The organism is Virgibacillus salarius, assembly GCF_039521925.1.
Lineage (GTDB): Bacteria > Bacillota > Bacilli > Bacillales > Amphibacillaceae > Virgibacillus > Virgibacillus salarius.
Genome location: NZ_BAAACY010000063.1, coordinates 39,336 through 55,424, shown reverse-complemented (window position 1 = coordinate 55,424; position 16,089 = coordinate 39,336). Strand labels below are relative to the sequence as shown.

Here is a 16,089-nt window from a genome sequence, read left to right as displayed (position 1 = left end):
CGTTCCTTCTTCCACCTTTTCAAGGGGATGGGCAGAAACTCCCTATTTTTAAAAGGATAGGTGAATTACAATGAAAAAGCTATATTATGGTGGAGAAATTATCACGATGGAAAAAGACAAGGAATCAGTCGAAGCTGTATTGGTAGAGAAAGGTGTCATTCAAGACCTTGGTTCGTTAGCTAAGTTTGAATCCCTATTACACAATGGCAACATTGAAAAACATAATTTACAAGGTCATACGTTGTTACCTTCCTTTATTGATCCTCATAGCCATGTTTCGATGGTTGGTCCTGTTGCAGCTTTGTGTGATTTAAGTACATGTAACAATTTCGATGAGATTGTGACCGCATTAAAGTCTTATATAGAAGAGAAGCAATTGAGAGATACCGATCCAGTTATTGGTTTTGGTTACGACCATAATGTATTACAAGAAAAGCAGCATCCAACCAAAGAAATACTTAATCAAGTGTCGATGGATAGAATGGTTATCGTCATGCATACATCTGCTCATATGGGTTGTGTCAATGACATGGCCTTACAGTTTGCTGGAATTGATGAAAATACGAAAGATCATGAAGGCGGTAAGATTGGTAGAGTAAGAGGATCACTAGAGCCCAATGGATATTTAGAAGAAGCAAGTATGATGGCTATCCGAGAAGAGGTAGTAAGTGATATTGGGACAAATTTTGCAGCGATGATGCAGCAAGGTCAAGAAATATATATTAAAAATGGGATTACGACTTGCCAGGACGGTGCTACAAGTAAAGAAATGATGCAGCTTTTCCATACCTTAGCAGATCAGAACAAGCTCATGATAGATATCGTTGCCTATCCATTAGTAATGGAAGCACCAACAGAATTGCTACAACAATACGAAAGGTATGCTAAAAAGTACAGCAATCGGTTTAAACTTGGAGGATATAAGCTTTTTTTGGACGGTTCTCCACAAGGAAAAACAGCTTGGTTAACGGAACCATATGAAGGAGAAACGGATTACAGAGGGTATGCGTGGTTCCAAGATGAAGAGGTAAAGAAATTTGTTTTAACTGCGCTTAATGATGATGTTCAATTACTGACACACTGTAATGGAGATGCCGCATCGGATCAGTTACTACGAAGCTATGAGGAATCCTTAAAAGACGCAGCTAATCCGAATAAACACAAGCTGCGTCCAGTAATGATTCATTGTCAAACTGTACGTAGTGATCAATTGGACAAAATGGTTGAATTAAATATGATTCCGTCGATTTTCAATGTGCACACCTTCTACTGGGGAGATGTACACCTCAAAAACTTAGGGGAAGAACGAGGTAGCAGAATTAGTCCAGCAAAAACAGCCTTCGATAAAGGATTGGCTGTTAATTTTCATCAGGACTCCCCTGTTGTTAAACCTGACATGCTTCATGCCATTTGGTGTGCTGTGAATCGTAAAACTAGAAGTGGTCGGCGAATTGGAGAAGAGGAATGTGTTACTGTTTACGAAGCGTTACAAGCCGTTACCATCAATGCGGCGTATCAATATTTTGAGGAGGATACAAAAGGGAGCATTGCCGTCGGAAAATATGCAGATTTAGTAATATTGGATCAGAACCCGCTCACGATAGATAAAGAGGCGATTCATAACATTAACGTAGTAGAGACTATTAAGGAAGGAAACACGATTTATCAAAATACTGAGGCAAGCGCCTAACATGTAGGCACTATTTAATATGAGTATTAAATCTCGCAGATAGTTGGCAGTAAGACTCTCACTTCAATATAAGAAAGTGAAACCAATATGGTTAAGTGGGGGCGACTGCTGACTTCATTACTAAACAAAGATATTACCTTTCTATTTTAATATTTTAACTTTGTAGCTATTATAACAAGGTAATCAATATATTCTTTCAGCCATAAGCAGTATACAACAGAATAAGCATTATTAAGTAGTCAAACGGCTAGTCCACACGGGCAAGCCGTTTTTTTAATATAAAAATATTAAGGAGGAGATTTCTTATGCCAAAAATTATTAAAGACTTTATACCTGCCTCTCAAAAGGAACAACGTCCTGGATATGCTATGGTTCCGCTCTATTTAACAATTCACAATACTGCTAATACCAGCGAAGGCGCAGATGCAGAAATGCATAATCAATACTTGCATAATGGTGCAGGTGGTCGAACTGTTGGTTGGCATTACACCGTAGATGATAAAGAAATATACCAGCATCTTCCAACGAATGAAAACGGCTGGCATGCTGGTGATGGTGAAAATGGAACTGGTAATAGACGATCCATTGCTATTGAGATTTGTGAAAATAGCGATGGGGACTTCCGTAAAGCAACAAAAAATGCACAGTGGCTAATTAAAAAATTGATGAAAGAGCATAAAATACCGATTTCAAGAATTGTTACCCATAAGCACTGGAGTGGAAAGAACTGCCCTAGAAAATTACTTGATGATTGGAAGGGGTTCATTGATGAAATTAATGGTGCATCTAACCAAGAAGTAGACAACTACAACGGTCATTCCATTGTGGATTACCTTAATAGTATTGGCAAGAACGCTAGTTTTCGCGCACGCCGGCGATATGCTGCTCAATATGGCATCCGAGGTTATAGGGGAACAGCCAGTCAGAATCTTACATTGCTTCATAGCATGCGTGGCGATTCACAAAAAGCAAGCTATATCGGCAAACGAGTAGAGTCTAAACATGCAGGTCAATTAAGATTTTATAACAAGCCCAGTTGGTCGGATAAATATGTTGTTGGCTATCTTAAAAAGGGATATGGTTTTCCGACGATTGTAGCTAAGCTCAAAGTAGGCAATGGTTATCAATACAAGGTTAAAAATAGTAAAGGAAACGTTTATTATGTGACAGCTAGTAATCAGTATGTCAGAGTTGAATGAAGAAATAGTGCCTCACTCGCTAAGGAGTGGGGCATGTTCATGTTAAAGTGAATATACAAAGGTTGTTTAACCAAGATTGTTAATGGAATACTTTTCCTTTTTAGGAAGAGGTGTCATAAATCGTTTATACTGCGCTACAATCATGATGCTTATTACTACTAGTAAGTACCAGGAACTAATTTTTCCGATATGGACAAAACTCCATGAAAATTGTTGATTAGGATATTGCCATGCCCCAAAGAAAGTAGCAATATTCTCGGCAACCCAAATGAAGAAGCCGATAAGGATAAATGAGATAGACAACGGCATTTTATATGTTGTGTTCCGTACAATAAATTGTACATGAGTCTGTAAAAAGACAATAAATAATAGCAGTGTTAAAATCTAACGAAAATCTAAAATAAAATGATGCGTAAAAAAGTTTAAATAAATCATCAATCCAAGTGGTATTGTCCATATATTTTTGGGCCATTTATTCATTTTTAAATGAAATCTACGCCATGCCTGACAAATATAACTAGCGACACTTGCATACATAAAACCACTATAAAGTGGTACCCCAAGAACTTTTGACCACGCTTTTTCAGGATAAGACCACGAACCCAAATATACTTTATATACTTCTAGTAGTAATCCGATAACGTGGAAAATACATATCACTTTCCACTCTTTAAATGACTCCAAATTGGTTTTTAACATCAGATATTGCGTAATAAGACAGATTAGTAGAATAAAATCGTAGCGTGGTATGCCAGGTATAGAAATTATCTTGGACAAAGCAAGTGTCGCGAAAATAACCACTGGAAAAATGCATGATAAAGCCTGATGGTAACCGAAATAAAAAAGGTCTATGATATATTTCATGTTCTCCCCTCTTCGTATTCATAAGGGTTATAATAGCCCTTACTTACATTAACCATAAGGACTATTTGTTCTATAACGTAATGCTAGTTGCTAATTCGCTTAATGAAGGAAACGCTAGAAATAAGAAATATGGTGAGTACACCACTAAAAACAAATAGATAAGATAAATTAATTAAGAAGAACGGTTCAATTAAAGTACCATCAGGTTCCACACTTGAACCAATTAAGCTATAGATAACGAAACATATAGCACCCAACAAGATTGGTGTAGAAGCTAACAGATATTTCTTTTTCATCAAACATTCTCCTTTGTTATTATTTATTACAAACTAATTCTAAATCAAAAATATATGTAAATCAATTAAAATTTATTGATTTACAATAAAAATTTATTATTTAAATAGATTTCTTTCTGATTGCTTAAACATAAAGAAAGGCACCTCTTTTATATTTGGAGATGCCTTTCTTATTTACAGCTTTTTATGGAAAATAGCTCGATTTTGGATGGTAAGTTAGCTAGGAGTCTAAAATAATTTACCCTATTATTATTGAACTTTTGTTGGGGGATTTGTTGTCACATACGTTTGTGCGATAAAGTCGTGAATGGCACGTCTATCTTCTCTCACTCCTACCATGAAGGCGCTTACGATTAATCCTATTCCAAACGTAAGAATGTAAATAATTCCTGCTACAATATTTCTTAATATCATTGTTCCTATGCCAATTTTTCTGCCATCAATTCTTACAATACGGTTTCCCGCCATTCTCCTCCCTAGCGTGTACCCATACCAAACAATAGGTGTTATCAGGCTATATATAAGCCCTAAATAATCAATAGGACGAATGGTTTCATTATCATAGAATACACCGTATAGAAATTGCGAAATAATTCCTGTCACTAAAAAAATAATAATAACATCTAAAACTCTTGCCAAGAATCTGTTTTGAAAACCTGCTGGATTGGTAATGTCGATAAAAACCTCTCCTCTCTATACAAAATTTATACGCTTTTTTTCATTAGGATGTTATGGAGAATGACTGTTTTCGTTAAAGCTTTATCTTGTATATAACTGGCAGTAAGACCCTCATTTCAAGCAATAGAGTGAAACCAATATAGAGAAGGGGGAGGTAAATAAGCTCCTCACTGATTGAGGTTTCACTTTATTGCTGCTTTTTTGTTTGAACTTTCTTTACCAGTTAAACCTAATGAATCTGCACTTTCTCCATTTTCAAATTGTAATGGTAGCACACCCATGTTTTTGTGTTCATATCCCAGCATTATAAACCGCGGTTATCTCAGATAAAATAAAATGTCCCTTTATAGATGTAATCATATGATTTCACCCTTTATGCATGTTAGCTGAAGAATGAATCAAAGTCTTATCGCAGAAGTCCATACTTAATCGTCTGTGTAAAATTTAGACCTTTAGCGAGCCACGGAATCCTCTAGCAGCATAGTAAGAGGATGCACCGTTGTGATACAGAAAGACATGCCCATAGCGATAATCACAAAAAAGGGCACCGCCGAGTTCTCTAATATCTGAGGGTGTTTGCACCCAACTTGACGTTTTCTTATCGAAATGTTCCAGCTGCTGTAACGCTCGATACTGTTCTTCTGTTAAAAGTTCAATACCCATGGCAGTTGCCATATCAATTGCATTATTCTCTGGTTGATGTTTTTTTCTTGCCTCTAGTGCTTCACGGTCATAGCAAACACTTCTGCGGCCCTTAGGGCTTTCGGTTGAACAATCATAAAAAATGTATTGGCCCTGCTCATGACCAACAACATCGGGTTCACCGCCAGTGCTTTCCATTTCATGAAGCGACCACAGTTTTTCCGCATTAGCTTCCAGCCTTGCTTGGACGTTAGCCCATTCGACACCTTGGTGACGGTGCATGTTTTTCTCAAACCGTGTTTTCAATGCTTTGAATAATCCTTCACGTTGTTCTACTGATAATTCTTTTTCATTGCTTTTTGTCATGTTCATTTCCTCCTAACTAAAACGGTTAAGATATGTATATTTGTTTTACAATAAACTGTTTAAAGGATTGTGTAAAGTCAGTTTACATTAAATTACAAGACTAAGTAAATGTATTTCCCTACAATTTGGAATTTTTCTTGAATGACTTTAATTTTCCTACACAAATTTTATCACACATATAACTGGCAGTGAGGTGCCGACTTCAAGTAAAAAATGAAACCAATGTTGGTAAGTGGGGGATCGACTGCCAGTAAGTGTCTGAATGGTTCAAAGTCCTTTAGGTCATACCCTTGTGGTACGAACAATCAGTGGAGAATAAACAAATCTCCACTGATTAATGATTCACCTTATTTGTAGCCCTCGATAACGAAAGTACTATTCTGAATACTTATAAACATCTGGTCTCAGGTTTTCAAAAATAGGAATGTTTTGCTGTTGTTCTGTTACCTTCTGTATATCGATTTCTGTTGTTAAGATTGTCTCTTGATTGCCTGCTTCTTGAATAATATTTCCATTTGGATCGATGACGATGGAATGTCCTGCGTATGTGTTGCCGACATGTTTTTCGTTATTCACGACACCTACACTATTACATGCAACGACATAGACGCAATTTTCTATAGCTCTTGCTTTCAATAATGTTCGCCAATGGTTTAAGTTTTTGGTGGTCCACTGGGCGACATAGAAAATGATTTTTGCTCCTTGAGACGCTGGGTAACGTGTGATTTCTGGGAAACGTAAGTCGTAACATATAATTTGAGTTGCCTTGATATCATTAATTTCAAATACTTCTGGTGCTTCATTTCCACCTGTTAAATAAAGCTGTTCATCTAACATTGGCACGAGATGTATTTTATCTTTTTGATAAATTAGCTTACCCGTTTTTGATACCACAAAGGCGGTATTATATATATTCTTATTGCGTTTGTTTGAAACGGAACCTGCAATAATATTTACATGATGATTAGTCGCTAAATGTTGGATAAAAGGGAAACTTCTTGTTAAATCGACATCTGCATTTTCTGTTAAATGTTGTAAATCATACCCGTTATTCCACATTTCAGGTAGTATAACAACCTCTGTATCTGTTTCGAGTTTTTCTTCAAATAAGGCTTTGATACGATTTTCATTTTGTTCTACGTTGCCTTCTATAATCTCTAATTGAAATAATTGTATTTTCATTTTTATATCTCCTATTCATATGTAAATTTATAAATGGTATATAACTTGTCATTATATTTAACATCCTCACCATGTGAGGAAGATAGGATAGATGGTTTGATATCATCTATTACGCGCCCGCTATTAATATTTTCTTCCATATTAATTGTGAACTTTTTAATCGGTGGGTGTAGGGTCTTAGCATCAGAAATAAATAAGTCTCCAGTTATCAACACATTGTCATCTTTATGATGGTAAATGACATGGCCTGGAGCATGACCAGGTGTTTCATATACATCGAGGGGTAACGTGTTAATGACACTATCTTGAAAAGCCTCAACCTGATGTTCAACACCTGTTGTTTCCTTTTCTACTTTATTTGGATAGGGTATTTTTCCATTAATAAACGGAAGTTCATTCTTGTGTGAGTAAATAGGAATGTTTAATTCAGCTCGTAGATACTTAGCTCCATTGATATGATCCAGATGACCATGTGTTAGTAAAATACTTTTGGGAACACCTAAGGATTTTGCTGCTTTTAGCTGTATATGTGCGTATTCTTCCATCCCGGTATCAATGATGTAAACATCTTCACCATCCACTACGTACCATGTATTAATCTTGACTGGAATACCGACAACGGTTTCGTAGGTAAGTCTATAAATATGTTTAGAAATTTGGACGAATTTCAATTCATACACCTTCTCTTATTTATTTGATATCATAAATTTAACAAGATAAAAAGGTAGTAACAAGAAGGCACAATTTTGTAACTACCCATTGAGGTGAGGAAATGTCAGACTTTAAAAGCAGTCAATATGGTACTTGTACGTTAACTGTAAAGCATGCCTGTCCAATTGAATTAACGATACATATCATTGGTGGTAAATGGAAAGGTATCATTCTATTTTTACTGTCTCAATCACCAATGAATTACAATGCGATACGCCGTGAAATACCAGGTGTTACTCAACGCATTCTTACACTACAGCTTAGAGATATGGAGAAAGATGGTATTATTGAAAGAGAAGAAACAAGCGATTACCCTAAGAAGGTAATATATTATCTAACAGCTCTTGGTGAGGATCTTATTCCAATAATAAAATCCATAGAGAAGTGGGGGAATGCTTATATGAGGAAGGGATTTGAATAAGGTTAAAAAAACGGGGAGTTGTTATGAATTTACAAAAGCCTCATTCTTATGTACAACTCTGAGAAGATGCCACACCCTAAATTTAGTGATATGCTCTCTGTCAAGTAAACAATAGATAAAACTAATATTTAGGGTGTTTTTTATGGAGTATATGAAAATTCGTCAATAACTATTTAACATCTTCGTGCGATTTGGAAACGAATAAAGATATCTATCTCGTTTAGCTTCGATTAATTTGTATGAAAAGGTCCATCTTTTCATAAAGTGTATGCATAAAGCTATTAGTTGAAGTAATTTAAAATTTGGCTTTTTTATTTGACTTGATTTTTAAGGTTACAATAATACTAGCTATACTAACTACAACTCCTAAAATGGCAATAGCGCTTAACCCAAGATTATTAGGAGAAAGAAATCCGACTGGTATAATTCCTAAAAATGAGATCACTATAAATGCTTGATACATTGCCGATATGTTTCGTACAACACGATTACTAAATAGTGATAAAAGCAAAGGCGGTAAAAAGAGTACAATGATTATACCAATAGATATCCACAAACCAGCTGGTTCATCGTATGAAACAGTATTAGGACCTGTTGGATATCTAGCAGCCAATAAAACCGCTCCAACAGCTATTAATAAAGTTAAAAAAACCATATAAAATTTTTTGAGCATAGATAGAGAACTCCTTCTCCCTTAACTAATTTTGGAATAGTAATATATTTAGCAATATGAAAAATGACTAGTTTTAGTTGAAGTCTGCCCTAGGAAACCAAGGTTATATCTAAGTGAAAGAAAGTGAACCAAATCCTGATTTAATTGCTTATCCCGCATATAATTGGCAGTAAAAACTTTTGCATAATACAAGCCCACATAGCAAACGTCCCACTGCGTACTATTGCACAATAAGATAGTGAGCAGAGGATTTTTTGCCTCCACTTCAAGCGGTGATTCCTGTACCATAAATTTGGTCATTATATCTATCTAATGGAAGTCCATTGACATTTTTCTAAGTGTTAAAATGAACTAAAATCAATTCCATTCAGCATATATGTAAGTACGGTCAGTACCAGCAAATATCCCGCCATGGTCCAATACAAATCAAACTTTGGTTTGTTGATATGTACAAGGAAAAGATAAATATGGATGACTCCATACAACATTAGTGCAAAAACGTAGGTAATTACAAACAAGTCTATCATTAGAAATCCAAAAAAGCAGATAACCAAGCAGAAAATAGCAGCAAATGGAATGTTTACGACAGCGTACTTTGTAAGTAATTCGCGGTGAGAGAATTTTGCATTCCCCAGAAACTTCAATAACATATATAGAGAGATATAGCCTGCTGCAAAAGTAATAATCCAGGAAAGAGTCCCAGTTATTAAAAACATAATTCCAATCTCTGTAAACATACTCAATAAGCCATCGAATCCAAACTTAAAGAATAAAAAGTTACATAAACCTATGATAATTGAAAGTATTAACAGTATGAGGATACTCGTTTCAATTCCAATGATATGATTCGACTTCACTACAGAATGTGGTCTTATAATGGCATCCTTTAGTATACCTTTCGTTTCATTTAAACTCTTACCAAAGTCAAAGTTTATTTTGCTTTTTTGCTCCTTAGGTTCGTCAAAATTTTTGTCATTATCCATCGTTTCACTCCTTCTATTAATTTACATACATTCATATTAAATCAAATTTATAAAACTACCTATCTATGCTCCGCCTCCTTTGCTGCTCATTCTTATATTACGATAATTTATATGAAAGTTTCAATTTATCCCGCAGGGGTTTTATGCTGAAAGGCTACTTGGCAACTACCTGTTTGCGGAAGGGCTTTTCTATTATAAATTTCGGATAATCCTTGGGCTGGTAATTAGTGTCTACGCCTCCACTAACGTAAGTTTTCCACCATGATAACAATAGTAATGTTCAGCGTGAAGACTTTTAATTTTATTCAAAGATTGTTCCGCTTTCTCAATATTTAAACAGAAGTGTGGATTAGCGATAACTAATTCTTGATTTTCTTTAACAGCTGCATCACCTGTAATGACACTTTTTAAACTCGGAATATATAATGAAATGTGACCCGAAGTATGCCCTGGCGTTGCTATTATTCGACATTTGTTATCTAAAATCATATCTCCATCCTGGACTTTTTCATCAATTGGAACATGCTTTAAATTCTTTAATTGCTGTATAAACCATTTGCCAAATTCCATCTCTTCTTCTGGCATATTTTCTAGCTTTTGTTCTGCTTGAATCAATCTCTCTGACTTCATTTCACCACTAATATATTTTGCTTCAAGGTCACTAGCTATAATGTTAATCCAAGGATATTTTTCCTTGAAATCGTATAAGGACCCTATATGATCATCATCATAATGTGTAATAATGATACGCTTTAAATGCTTCATTTCATATCCATGTTTTAAAATTTCATTTTCTATTAAATGTAAAAAGCCTGTATACCCTGTATCAATCAAGGTTAATTCATTATTTGATATAAGTAAGCTGGGATAAATATAATTGTTTTGTCCATTAAATTCAAATTTAATTGGTAATTCTTTTATCTTCATCTTTCTACCTCCGTTTGTCTTAAAAATCTAGTGAATGATTATGTTACCAAACGATTTATCCATGCTTTCTTGTTTCAAATGCTTCGGTTACTTGCACGACTGGTTCATCCCAAGGATGATTAGGGTAAATGCCTTCTTCAATTACTTTTAATAATAAATGCTTATCTCTAGGAATAGAAAATTCTAACTTAAACGACGTTACTTGCTTCCTTTCTCCTATATCTCCCTCTGTTGGCATAGAATTTTTTGAAGGGACAAATTGCTCTATACCATCATTTGAATGCCAAGCTACGTTTTTATAGTTTCCATAAATTAAATCATCAACATGTAACACACCTTCTAATACTCTATCCAAAGATTCTGGAACCACATAAGTATGTATTCTATATATTGGCACTAATTTCACAAATTTCTTCCTCCCAATACCTTTTTTAAAAGTTAAGAAAGTATAAAATTAGTGCAATGACTGCGTTAAGCCAAGTAGTTATTTTGAAATGTTTGATGTATATTGGCAATGCTCCGACGAATTACTTCGCTTTCGGCGGGCACGGCCTCAACTAACTTTGCAAAGAAGAACACGTTGCAAAGTGGATTTTCGGCTCGTGCTAATCCCGCAGGAGTCTACGTAATTCGTCTCCGCTATGAGAAGGTGCAACAATTCTTGTCATAAGTAATAGGTTGACTTTTTTTTACAATAGGTAAAGTGAAAATCGCTATCCGTGAGTATAAAAGCAGCTGTGTTACTTCATGCTAGCGTTGTAGAGCCTGATAATAGCGAAGGCCGGCCACTTCAACTCCTGTGGGAAATGTTTGACCTGAAGATCCACTTTTTTGAGCGGGTTTTGCTAAAAAAGTTAGCTGAAGGACAAACCCCACGGAAAGGGAAGTGGGCAGCCGGAGTGGTGGTCAAGCAGTAGCTATTATTCCATAATAGCTACTAGAGGAAGCGTAAATCTGAGCATTTAGTGATAAGGACTGAGCGAATTTTGCTCAGTTTTTCTAAATAATACCCTTTTTATCCCATATATAACTGGCAGTAATACTCCCACGTCAAGTAACCAATAGGGATAGGGGTGGGATCGACTGCCAGTAAATGTTCGATTAGTTCTAGGGACTTTTAGGTCATACCCTTGTGGTACTAACCAAACCTCCACGGATTGAAGTTTTACTTTATCATATTCTTTCTCTCCATATAGCTAGTCATGCATAGGTTAATTCTATAAGTATTATTATGCTCTTACAAGATTTCCTTTTTAAAATAGGAAGCTGTGATAATCAATACGCAAATTCATCATTTCTATAATCTGTGTGTATGTTTTGAAACTTTGCTTCTTTTTAGAAATAATCTAAGTCCTGTATAAGAAAAGGGCTGCTAATCGCCAGCCCATTACGAAAAATATAGTGAGTTATAGCCACTCTTCACACTCGTCAGCTAATCGCTGTAATTTGTCAAAGAATTGACTAGCGTGATAGCCATCGCAAACAGCATGATGGACTTGTATTGAAATAGGTAAAAATAATTTATCTCCCTGATTAAAATACTTACCTCCTGTAATGATTGGTAGTAAGAATGTACCATCATTAAAGATATTTAAGTTAAAACCTGTAAAACTAGTCCAGGGGATGCATGAAATAGGAATTGCGTTTTTAGGCGTTTGTTTTTTTGCGCTTATCTCTTTTACATTGCCATAAAGCTTCATATCCTGTTGATAGTTTTTATAAAAGGAATAGAAGTTTACTTCGTATGCTGTCCATATAGTAGAAAACGTCTTATTCTCGTTATGAAAAATAGTATAGCTTGGTATCATCTGATCCCAAAATCCCAGTCTTCCTTCTTCATCCAAACACGTTCTAAATTCAACTTGACAATTAACGACCTTAGTAACCATATAGATAAAAACAGGATAAAACTTAATATTCATTTCACGAGTTTTTGCTAATAACCTTGTAATATCTATATTTGCAGTCATGCTGAACGTACATCTAGTATGATTTAAAAAATGTTCAAAATAAGGTTTTCTTTCCCAAGTATTTATATCAATTAAATTAAATGTCATAGTTTATATGCCTCCTAAATTTTTTTGAATAAATTTAAGAGGCAATCTTCACGGTTCGCTTCATTACTCACTCACCCTTATATAATGTCATTTATTATTGCAATATATAACAAAATTAAATAAATGTACACCCTCTAAATAAAATAGATTTATACTTTATCATTTGATGGTAGAAAATTAAAATGGTGTAGTGTTTGAAGCTGTACGGATACCTAGATACCTAATCTTGTTATATCGCAAATATTCTATTGGTTTGGTATTAACTCATTCTAATTATGTTTGCTTCGTATAGTAAGTAAGTGTGATTTAACGTTCTTCAACGAATAACCTATTTGTAGAGTAGATTTTTATTCTGAAATATACACTTAATATAATCTGTATTACTAAATATCGATCAGTTTACAATATGCTCTAAGAGTAGGAGGGGGATGGAAGAAATCAACGCTATGTAGCTGTTTTTTCTTGTAATAGGATGCTTTTTTAAAAAAGTTAAATTGCTGTAAAATTAACAAAAAATTGCAGGGAAATAAGGATATGTATAGAAGTAGTATGTATATTGAAAAAGGAGGTAACAAGATGTATAAAATTTTATTTTCCCTGCTGTTAGTAACTGTTATATCCGTTGTGGCTTTTGGAAACACGTCACATGCCTCTGAAGCTATTACTAAGGACGATGTAACTCTCTTGAAAACATTCGGACCATACAAGTTTAAAACAAAAGATGGTAAGTGGGACGGAAAAGTAGTAGTACCCTCTGGTGGTGCAGACGTTACGGTAACTGTAAGGAATTTGAATTTTTATGGAGAACCATTGGTGCGTTTATGTAATGCTTCATCGGGAAACTGTACTGGTTTTGGTCCATTAAGGCAGCCACTACTAACTAGAACTTTTACTGATATGTTACCCGGAACCTATTATGGAGATGTAGTTACTGGTGTGGTAACATCTAGTGGTACCATAAGCTTTGATGTTAGATAGAAGGTACTTGGATAGATAAAACAAATGAAAGTTGGTTGCGGATTTATATGATTGATGTGCATTGAATATAGTGCCCTTTCCTTGGTTGGAGGGGGTGTCTTTTTTCATTTTGGAATACTTTTTTCATCGTGATGGTAACAATGATATTGAGGGTCAACATCTTCCTAAGATCACCAGCTTGTAAAACATAAATAAAAAAACTCCATTAAAAAGGAGGATGAAAGGGAAGGAAATAATAAAATGTGGAATAAATAATCTTGTACATTAGCTTACGTAAAAAGCTGAGATTGTGTTTGGGATATATTAATCATTTTTTGCAAAAAAGAATGGATGGTTGAAATTTACCATTAGCATGGAGGCTTCTACTTTGTCTCACATATAACTGGCGGTAAGACCCCACTTCCAGCAATAAAGTGAAATCAATATAGATAAGAGGGGGGATCAACTGCCAGTAAGTGTCCGATTGGTTCAAAGGCCTTTAGGTCATACCCTTGTTGTACGAACAATCAGTGGGTTATAAACAAAACCCCCACGGATTGAAGTTTTACTTTATTTCTTCGTTCACCTCTATATTCTCCAATATGTGTATGGTCCATTACTTGTTAAAATTGCATTTTTCGGTACTTGTTTAAGTATGAGTAAAAGATTAAGAATGTCGACGGACGATGCCATTGCATTTAGGATTATCAGAAATTTTAATGCTGGTGTTAGGAGTCCTAGCATACCTAATAGCAGTGGCGCAATTATGGAAATAGTGATGAACGGAGCAATGGTGATTAGGATATATCTTGATTTTACAATCTCTTCCTCTGTTATTACAAACCCCCCGAATAACGTTAAACCTAGATATGTTTTATCTGATGTAATAAAATGTGGTATGAATATCAAATGAAAGATTTCGTGAAGTATTAAAAGTAGGATTAGCATAAAAATAATAGGAACGTTAATAGTTAGTGAGATTTTGTCTGCTGTCAGTCCAAACTCATGAAAGGATATAGTGGAAAAGATATGTATGACCCCAATAGAGAGAATTGCAGCTACCATCATCAACGGAATAGATAACAAAATAGCATGGCATAAATGTTTAGGTTCTCTCATTGGAACCCATCCTTTTTTTATTAAATCTATGTGTAATTGTGGGTTGCTTTTTGGCAAGTTGTTTCTTATTTTCATTCGATTCCCTCATTTAGAATTCTTTTAATATAATAGAAGGTAAACTTTTATGTAGCAGGTTTGCAGGAGAGATGACAGTGCTTGTCTAAGAAATATCTTTATCCCGCATATAACAGGCAGTAAGCCCTCACCTCAAGCAATAAAGTGAAACCAATATGGATAAGTGGGGGATCGCCTGCCAGTAATGTCCGATTGGTTCAAAGGCCTTTAGGTCATACTCTTGTGGTACGAACAAGCGGTGGGGGATAAACAAAACCCCACTGCCTGAAGATTTACTTTATGCTGTATTACGATTCCGCGGGTAGAGGTGAAGCTTCCTCCTAAGAAAAACGCTCAAAGCAGGATCTACCTTTTCTCCAGCAAGGAGTGTATAGTTCAGTTTCAGTAGCTAGATGACCTTCTAGGACAGCCCTATTGGTTTTACATGGAATCTGATTTTAGTTTAGAGTATAAATGAAGGTCGATGTACCTTTCATCATACTTTTCATATTGTCTAAGGGTGCCCTCTAACGTAAAGCGAAGCTTTTCAACTAGTTTAATAGAATTATGATTATCAGGTTCAATCTTAGCTTCGATACGATTAAGATTAAACGAATCAAATCCAACCGTAAGCAATTTAGAGATTGCCTCTGTGGCGTAGCCCTTCCCCCAAGATTCCTTTGCTAATTCGTAGCCAATCTCCGCCTTTTCATTTTCCTGATCTAACGAATTAAAACCACATGAGCCAATAATTTGATTTGTTGCTAATTCAATAATTGTATAGCGAATAGCTTTATTATCCTCATACAGCTTATTTAGAAAATGAATCATATCTTGTGCTTGGCTTTCATCAGTAAAACTAGTTATATTCATGAATTTAGTCACTTCAGGATCGGACCAAATGTTGAATAAACTAGCTGCATCATTTGTTTCCATTTTTCGTAAACATAGTCTATCCGTGATTAAGTTGGTAATCAATACTTACCCCTCCAATTTATTTATACTATGGGCTATAAATATTGATAGCTGCGCATCATTCAGTCCCTTCTTGCGTTGAAATTAATTCGATTATACAAGGTTTAAAAAAGTAAGTAAATAGCAACATTAATATGTTGCTGCTAGATAAAACCTATTCTAGATATTTAAGCTATCGTGAGAAAAGTAAGCGAGGTCGCTTTAGAATGTTGAGGAAGTAGGCAATGGAATTAATGAAAAAAGTAAAAATAGAGTACAGTGCACATCACAACCTTGGCTTGTAAGAACAGAACAA

The 16,089-nt window shown here is 35.1% G+C and carries 17 protein-coding genes and 1 pseudogene; 5 read left to right on the top strand and 13 right to left on the bottom strand.

What is annotated here, in order from left to right; translation table 11 throughout:
* Positions 1–70 precede the first annotated feature (70 nt).
* Together ABDZ84_RS08835 and ABDZ84_RS08830 are read left to right on the top strand one after the other, a co-directional pair.
* Complete coding sequence (locus ABDZ84_RS08835) at positions 71–1,690, top strand: amidohydrolase (protein ID WP_343781134.1); 1,620 nt, start codon at positions 71–73, stop codon at positions 1,688–1,690.
* 305 nt (positions 1,691–1,995) lie between these two features.
* Positions 1,996–2,889: a peptidoglycan recognition protein family protein gene (locus ABDZ84_RS08830; protein WP_281414402.1), complete on the top strand. Its 894-nt coding sequence runs from the start codon at positions 1,996–1,998 to the stop codon at positions 2,887–2,889.
* 66 nt (positions 2,890–2,955) lie between these two features.
* Here the strand turns inward: ABDZ84_RS08830 and ABDZ84_RS08825 are convergent.
* The 6 genes and pseudogenes from ABDZ84_RS08825 to ABDZ84_RS08800 form a co-directional block, all read right to left on the bottom strand.
* Positions 2,956–3,753 (bottom strand): annotated as a pseudogene (locus ABDZ84_RS08825) (DUF817 domain-containing protein).
* 83 nt (positions 3,754–3,836) lie between these two features.
* Entirely contained in the window at positions 3,837–4,049 is a 213-nt protein-coding gene (locus tag ABDZ84_RS08820) for a DUF3955 domain-containing protein (protein ID WP_281949502.1), read from the bottom strand.
* Positions 4,050–4,298: 249 nt separating this feature from the next.
* Positions 4,299–4,727, bottom strand: a complete 429-nt coding sequence (locus tag ABDZ84_RS08815) for an RDD family protein (protein WP_026679792.1) — start codon at positions 4,725–4,727, stop codon at positions 4,299–4,301.
* Positions 4,728–5,171: 444 nt separating this feature from the next.
* On the bottom strand, positions 5,172–5,735 hold the full coding sequence (locus ABDZ84_RS08810; protein ID WP_166530718.1) for a DUF4256 domain-containing protein: 564 nt from the start codon (positions 5,733–5,735) through the stop codon (positions 5,172–5,174).
* Between the two features lie 375 nt (positions 5,736–6,110).
* On the bottom strand, positions 6,111–6,917 hold the full coding sequence (locus ABDZ84_RS08805; protein WP_026679794.1) for a carbon-nitrogen family hydrolase: 807 nt from the start codon (positions 6,915–6,917) through the stop codon (positions 6,111–6,113).
* 11 nt (positions 6,918–6,928) lie between these two features.
* Positions 6,929–7,588, bottom strand: coding sequence for an MBL fold metallo-hydrolase (locus ABDZ84_RS08800; protein ID WP_026679795.1), 660 nt, complete (start codon positions 7,586–7,588; stop codon positions 6,929–6,931).
* 101 nt (positions 7,589–7,689) lie between these two features.
* Here ABDZ84_RS08800 and ABDZ84_RS08795 point away from each other — a divergent pair, with 101 nt between their 5' ends.
* The gene (locus tag ABDZ84_RS08795; protein WP_343781129.1) at positions 7,690–8,049 is read left to right on the top strand and encodes a winged helix-turn-helix transcriptional regulator; all 360 of its coding nucleotides are present in this window, start codon (positions 7,690–7,692) and stop codon (positions 8,047–8,049) included.
* A 295-nt stretch (positions 8,050–8,344) separates the two neighbouring features.
* On the opposite strand, the gene ABDZ84_RS08790 is transcribed toward ABDZ84_RS08795, so the two are convergent.
* From ABDZ84_RS08790 to ABDZ84_RS08775, 4 genes are all read right to left on the bottom strand, one after another.
* Entirely contained in the window at positions 8,345–8,722 is a 378-nt protein-coding gene (locus ABDZ84_RS08790) for a DUF5391 family protein (protein ID WP_166531050.1), read from the bottom strand.
* Between the two features lie 341 nt (positions 8,723–9,063).
* Positions 9,064–9,705, bottom strand: coding sequence for a hypothetical protein (locus tag ABDZ84_RS08785; RefSeq protein ID WP_166531049.1), 642 nt, complete (start codon positions 9,703–9,705; stop codon positions 9,064–9,066).
* 231 nt (positions 9,706–9,936) lie between these two features.
* Positions 9,937–10,632 (bottom strand): MBL fold metallo-hydrolase, encoded by a 696-nt coding sequence (locus ABDZ84_RS08780; RefSeq protein WP_166531048.1) that lies wholly within the window; start codon positions 10,630–10,632, stop codon positions 9,937–9,939.
* A gap of 55 nt (positions 10,633–10,687) precedes the next feature.
* Positions 10,688–11,038 (bottom strand): YqfO family protein, encoded by a 351-nt coding sequence (locus ABDZ84_RS08775; protein WP_026679799.1) that lies wholly within the window; start codon positions 11,036–11,038, stop codon positions 10,688–10,690.
* Positions 11,039–11,351: 313 nt separating this feature from the next.
* Here ABDZ84_RS08775 and ABDZ84_RS08770 point away from each other — a divergent pair, with 313 nt between their 5' ends.
* Entirely contained in the window at positions 11,352–11,549 is a 198-nt protein-coding gene (locus ABDZ84_RS08770; protein WP_121603754.1) for a hypothetical protein, read from the top strand.
* Positions 11,550–12,038: 489 nt separating this feature from the next.
* On the opposite strand, the gene catA is transcribed toward ABDZ84_RS08770, so the two are convergent.
* Positions 12,039–12,689 carry a type A chloramphenicol O-acetyltransferase gene (catA, locus tag ABDZ84_RS08765; protein WP_343781126.1) on the bottom strand — a complete coding sequence of 217 codons (651 nt, stop codon included), beginning with the start codon at positions 12,687–12,689 and terminating at the stop codon, positions 12,039–12,041.
* A gap of 576 nt (positions 12,690–13,265) precedes the next feature.
* On the opposite strand from catA, the gene ABDZ84_RS08760 reads away from it, so the two are divergent.
* Positions 13,266–13,667 (top strand): hypothetical protein, encoded by a 402-nt coding sequence (locus ABDZ84_RS08760; protein WP_166530389.1) that lies wholly within the window; start codon positions 13,266–13,268, stop codon positions 13,665–13,667.
* 567 nt (positions 13,668–14,234) lie between these two features.
* Here ABDZ84_RS08760 and ABDZ84_RS08755 read toward each other — a convergent pair.
* Together ABDZ84_RS08755 and ABDZ84_RS08750 are read right to left on the bottom strand one after the other, a co-directional pair.
* Positions 14,235–14,765, bottom strand: a complete 531-nt coding sequence (locus tag ABDZ84_RS08755; protein ID WP_343781124.1) for a DUF3267 domain-containing protein — start codon at positions 14,763–14,765, stop codon at positions 14,235–14,237.
* Positions 14,766–15,260: 495 nt separating this feature from the next.
* On the bottom strand, positions 15,261–15,797 hold the full coding sequence (locus ABDZ84_RS08750; protein ID WP_166530388.1) for a GNAT family N-acetyltransferase: 537 nt from the start codon (positions 15,795–15,797) through the stop codon (positions 15,261–15,263).
* Positions 15,798–16,089: the final 292 nt, after the last annotated feature.

Bases quoted from the DNA above. Each gene is read 5' to 3' on its own strand.
- ABDZ84_RS08785 (WP_166531049.1), bottom strand. From the start codon at position 9,705: ATGGATAATGACAAAAATTTTGACGAACCTAAGGAGCAAAAAAGCAAA.
- ABDZ84_RS08795 (WP_343781129.1), top strand. From the start codon at position 7,690: ATGTCAGACTTTAAAAGCAGTCAATATGGTACTTGTACGTTAACTGTA.
- ABDZ84_RS08830 (WP_281414402.1), top strand. From the start codon at position 1,996: ATGCCAAAAATTATTAAAGACTTTATACCTGCCTCTCAAAAGGAACAA.
- ABDZ84_RS08835 (WP_343781134.1), top strand. From the start codon at position 71: ATGAAAAAGCTATATTATGGTGGAGAAATTATCACGATGGAAAAAGAC.
- ABDZ84_RS08755 (WP_343781124.1), bottom strand. From the start codon at position 14,765: ATGAGAGAACCTAAACATTTATGCCATGCTATTTTGTTATCTATTCCG.
- ABDZ84_RS08790 (WP_166531050.1), bottom strand. From the start codon at position 8,722: ATGCTCAAAAAATTTTATATGGTTTTTTTAACTTTATTAATAGCTGTT.
- ABDZ84_RS08780 (WP_166531048.1), bottom strand. From the start codon at position 10,632: ATGAAGATAAAAGAATTACCAATTAAATTTGAATTTAATGGACAAAAC.
- ABDZ84_RS08820 (WP_281949502.1), bottom strand. From the start codon at position 4,049: ATGAAAAAGAAATATCTGTTAGCTTCTACACCAATCTTGTTGGGTGCT.
- ABDZ84_RS08760 (WP_166530389.1), top strand. From the start codon at position 13,266: ATGTATAAAATTTTATTTTCCCTGCTGTTAGTAACTGTTATATCCGTT.
- catA (WP_343781126.1), bottom strand. From the start codon at position 12,689: ATGACATTTAATTTAATTGATATAAATACTTGGGAAAGAAAACCTTAT.
- ABDZ84_RS08810 (WP_166530718.1), bottom strand. From the start codon at position 5,735: ATGACAAAAAGCAATGAAAAAGAATTATCAGTAGAACAACGTGAAGGA.
- ABDZ84_RS08805 (WP_026679794.1), bottom strand. From the start codon at position 6,917: ATGAAAATACAATTATTTCAATTAGAGATTATAGAAGGCAACGTAGAA.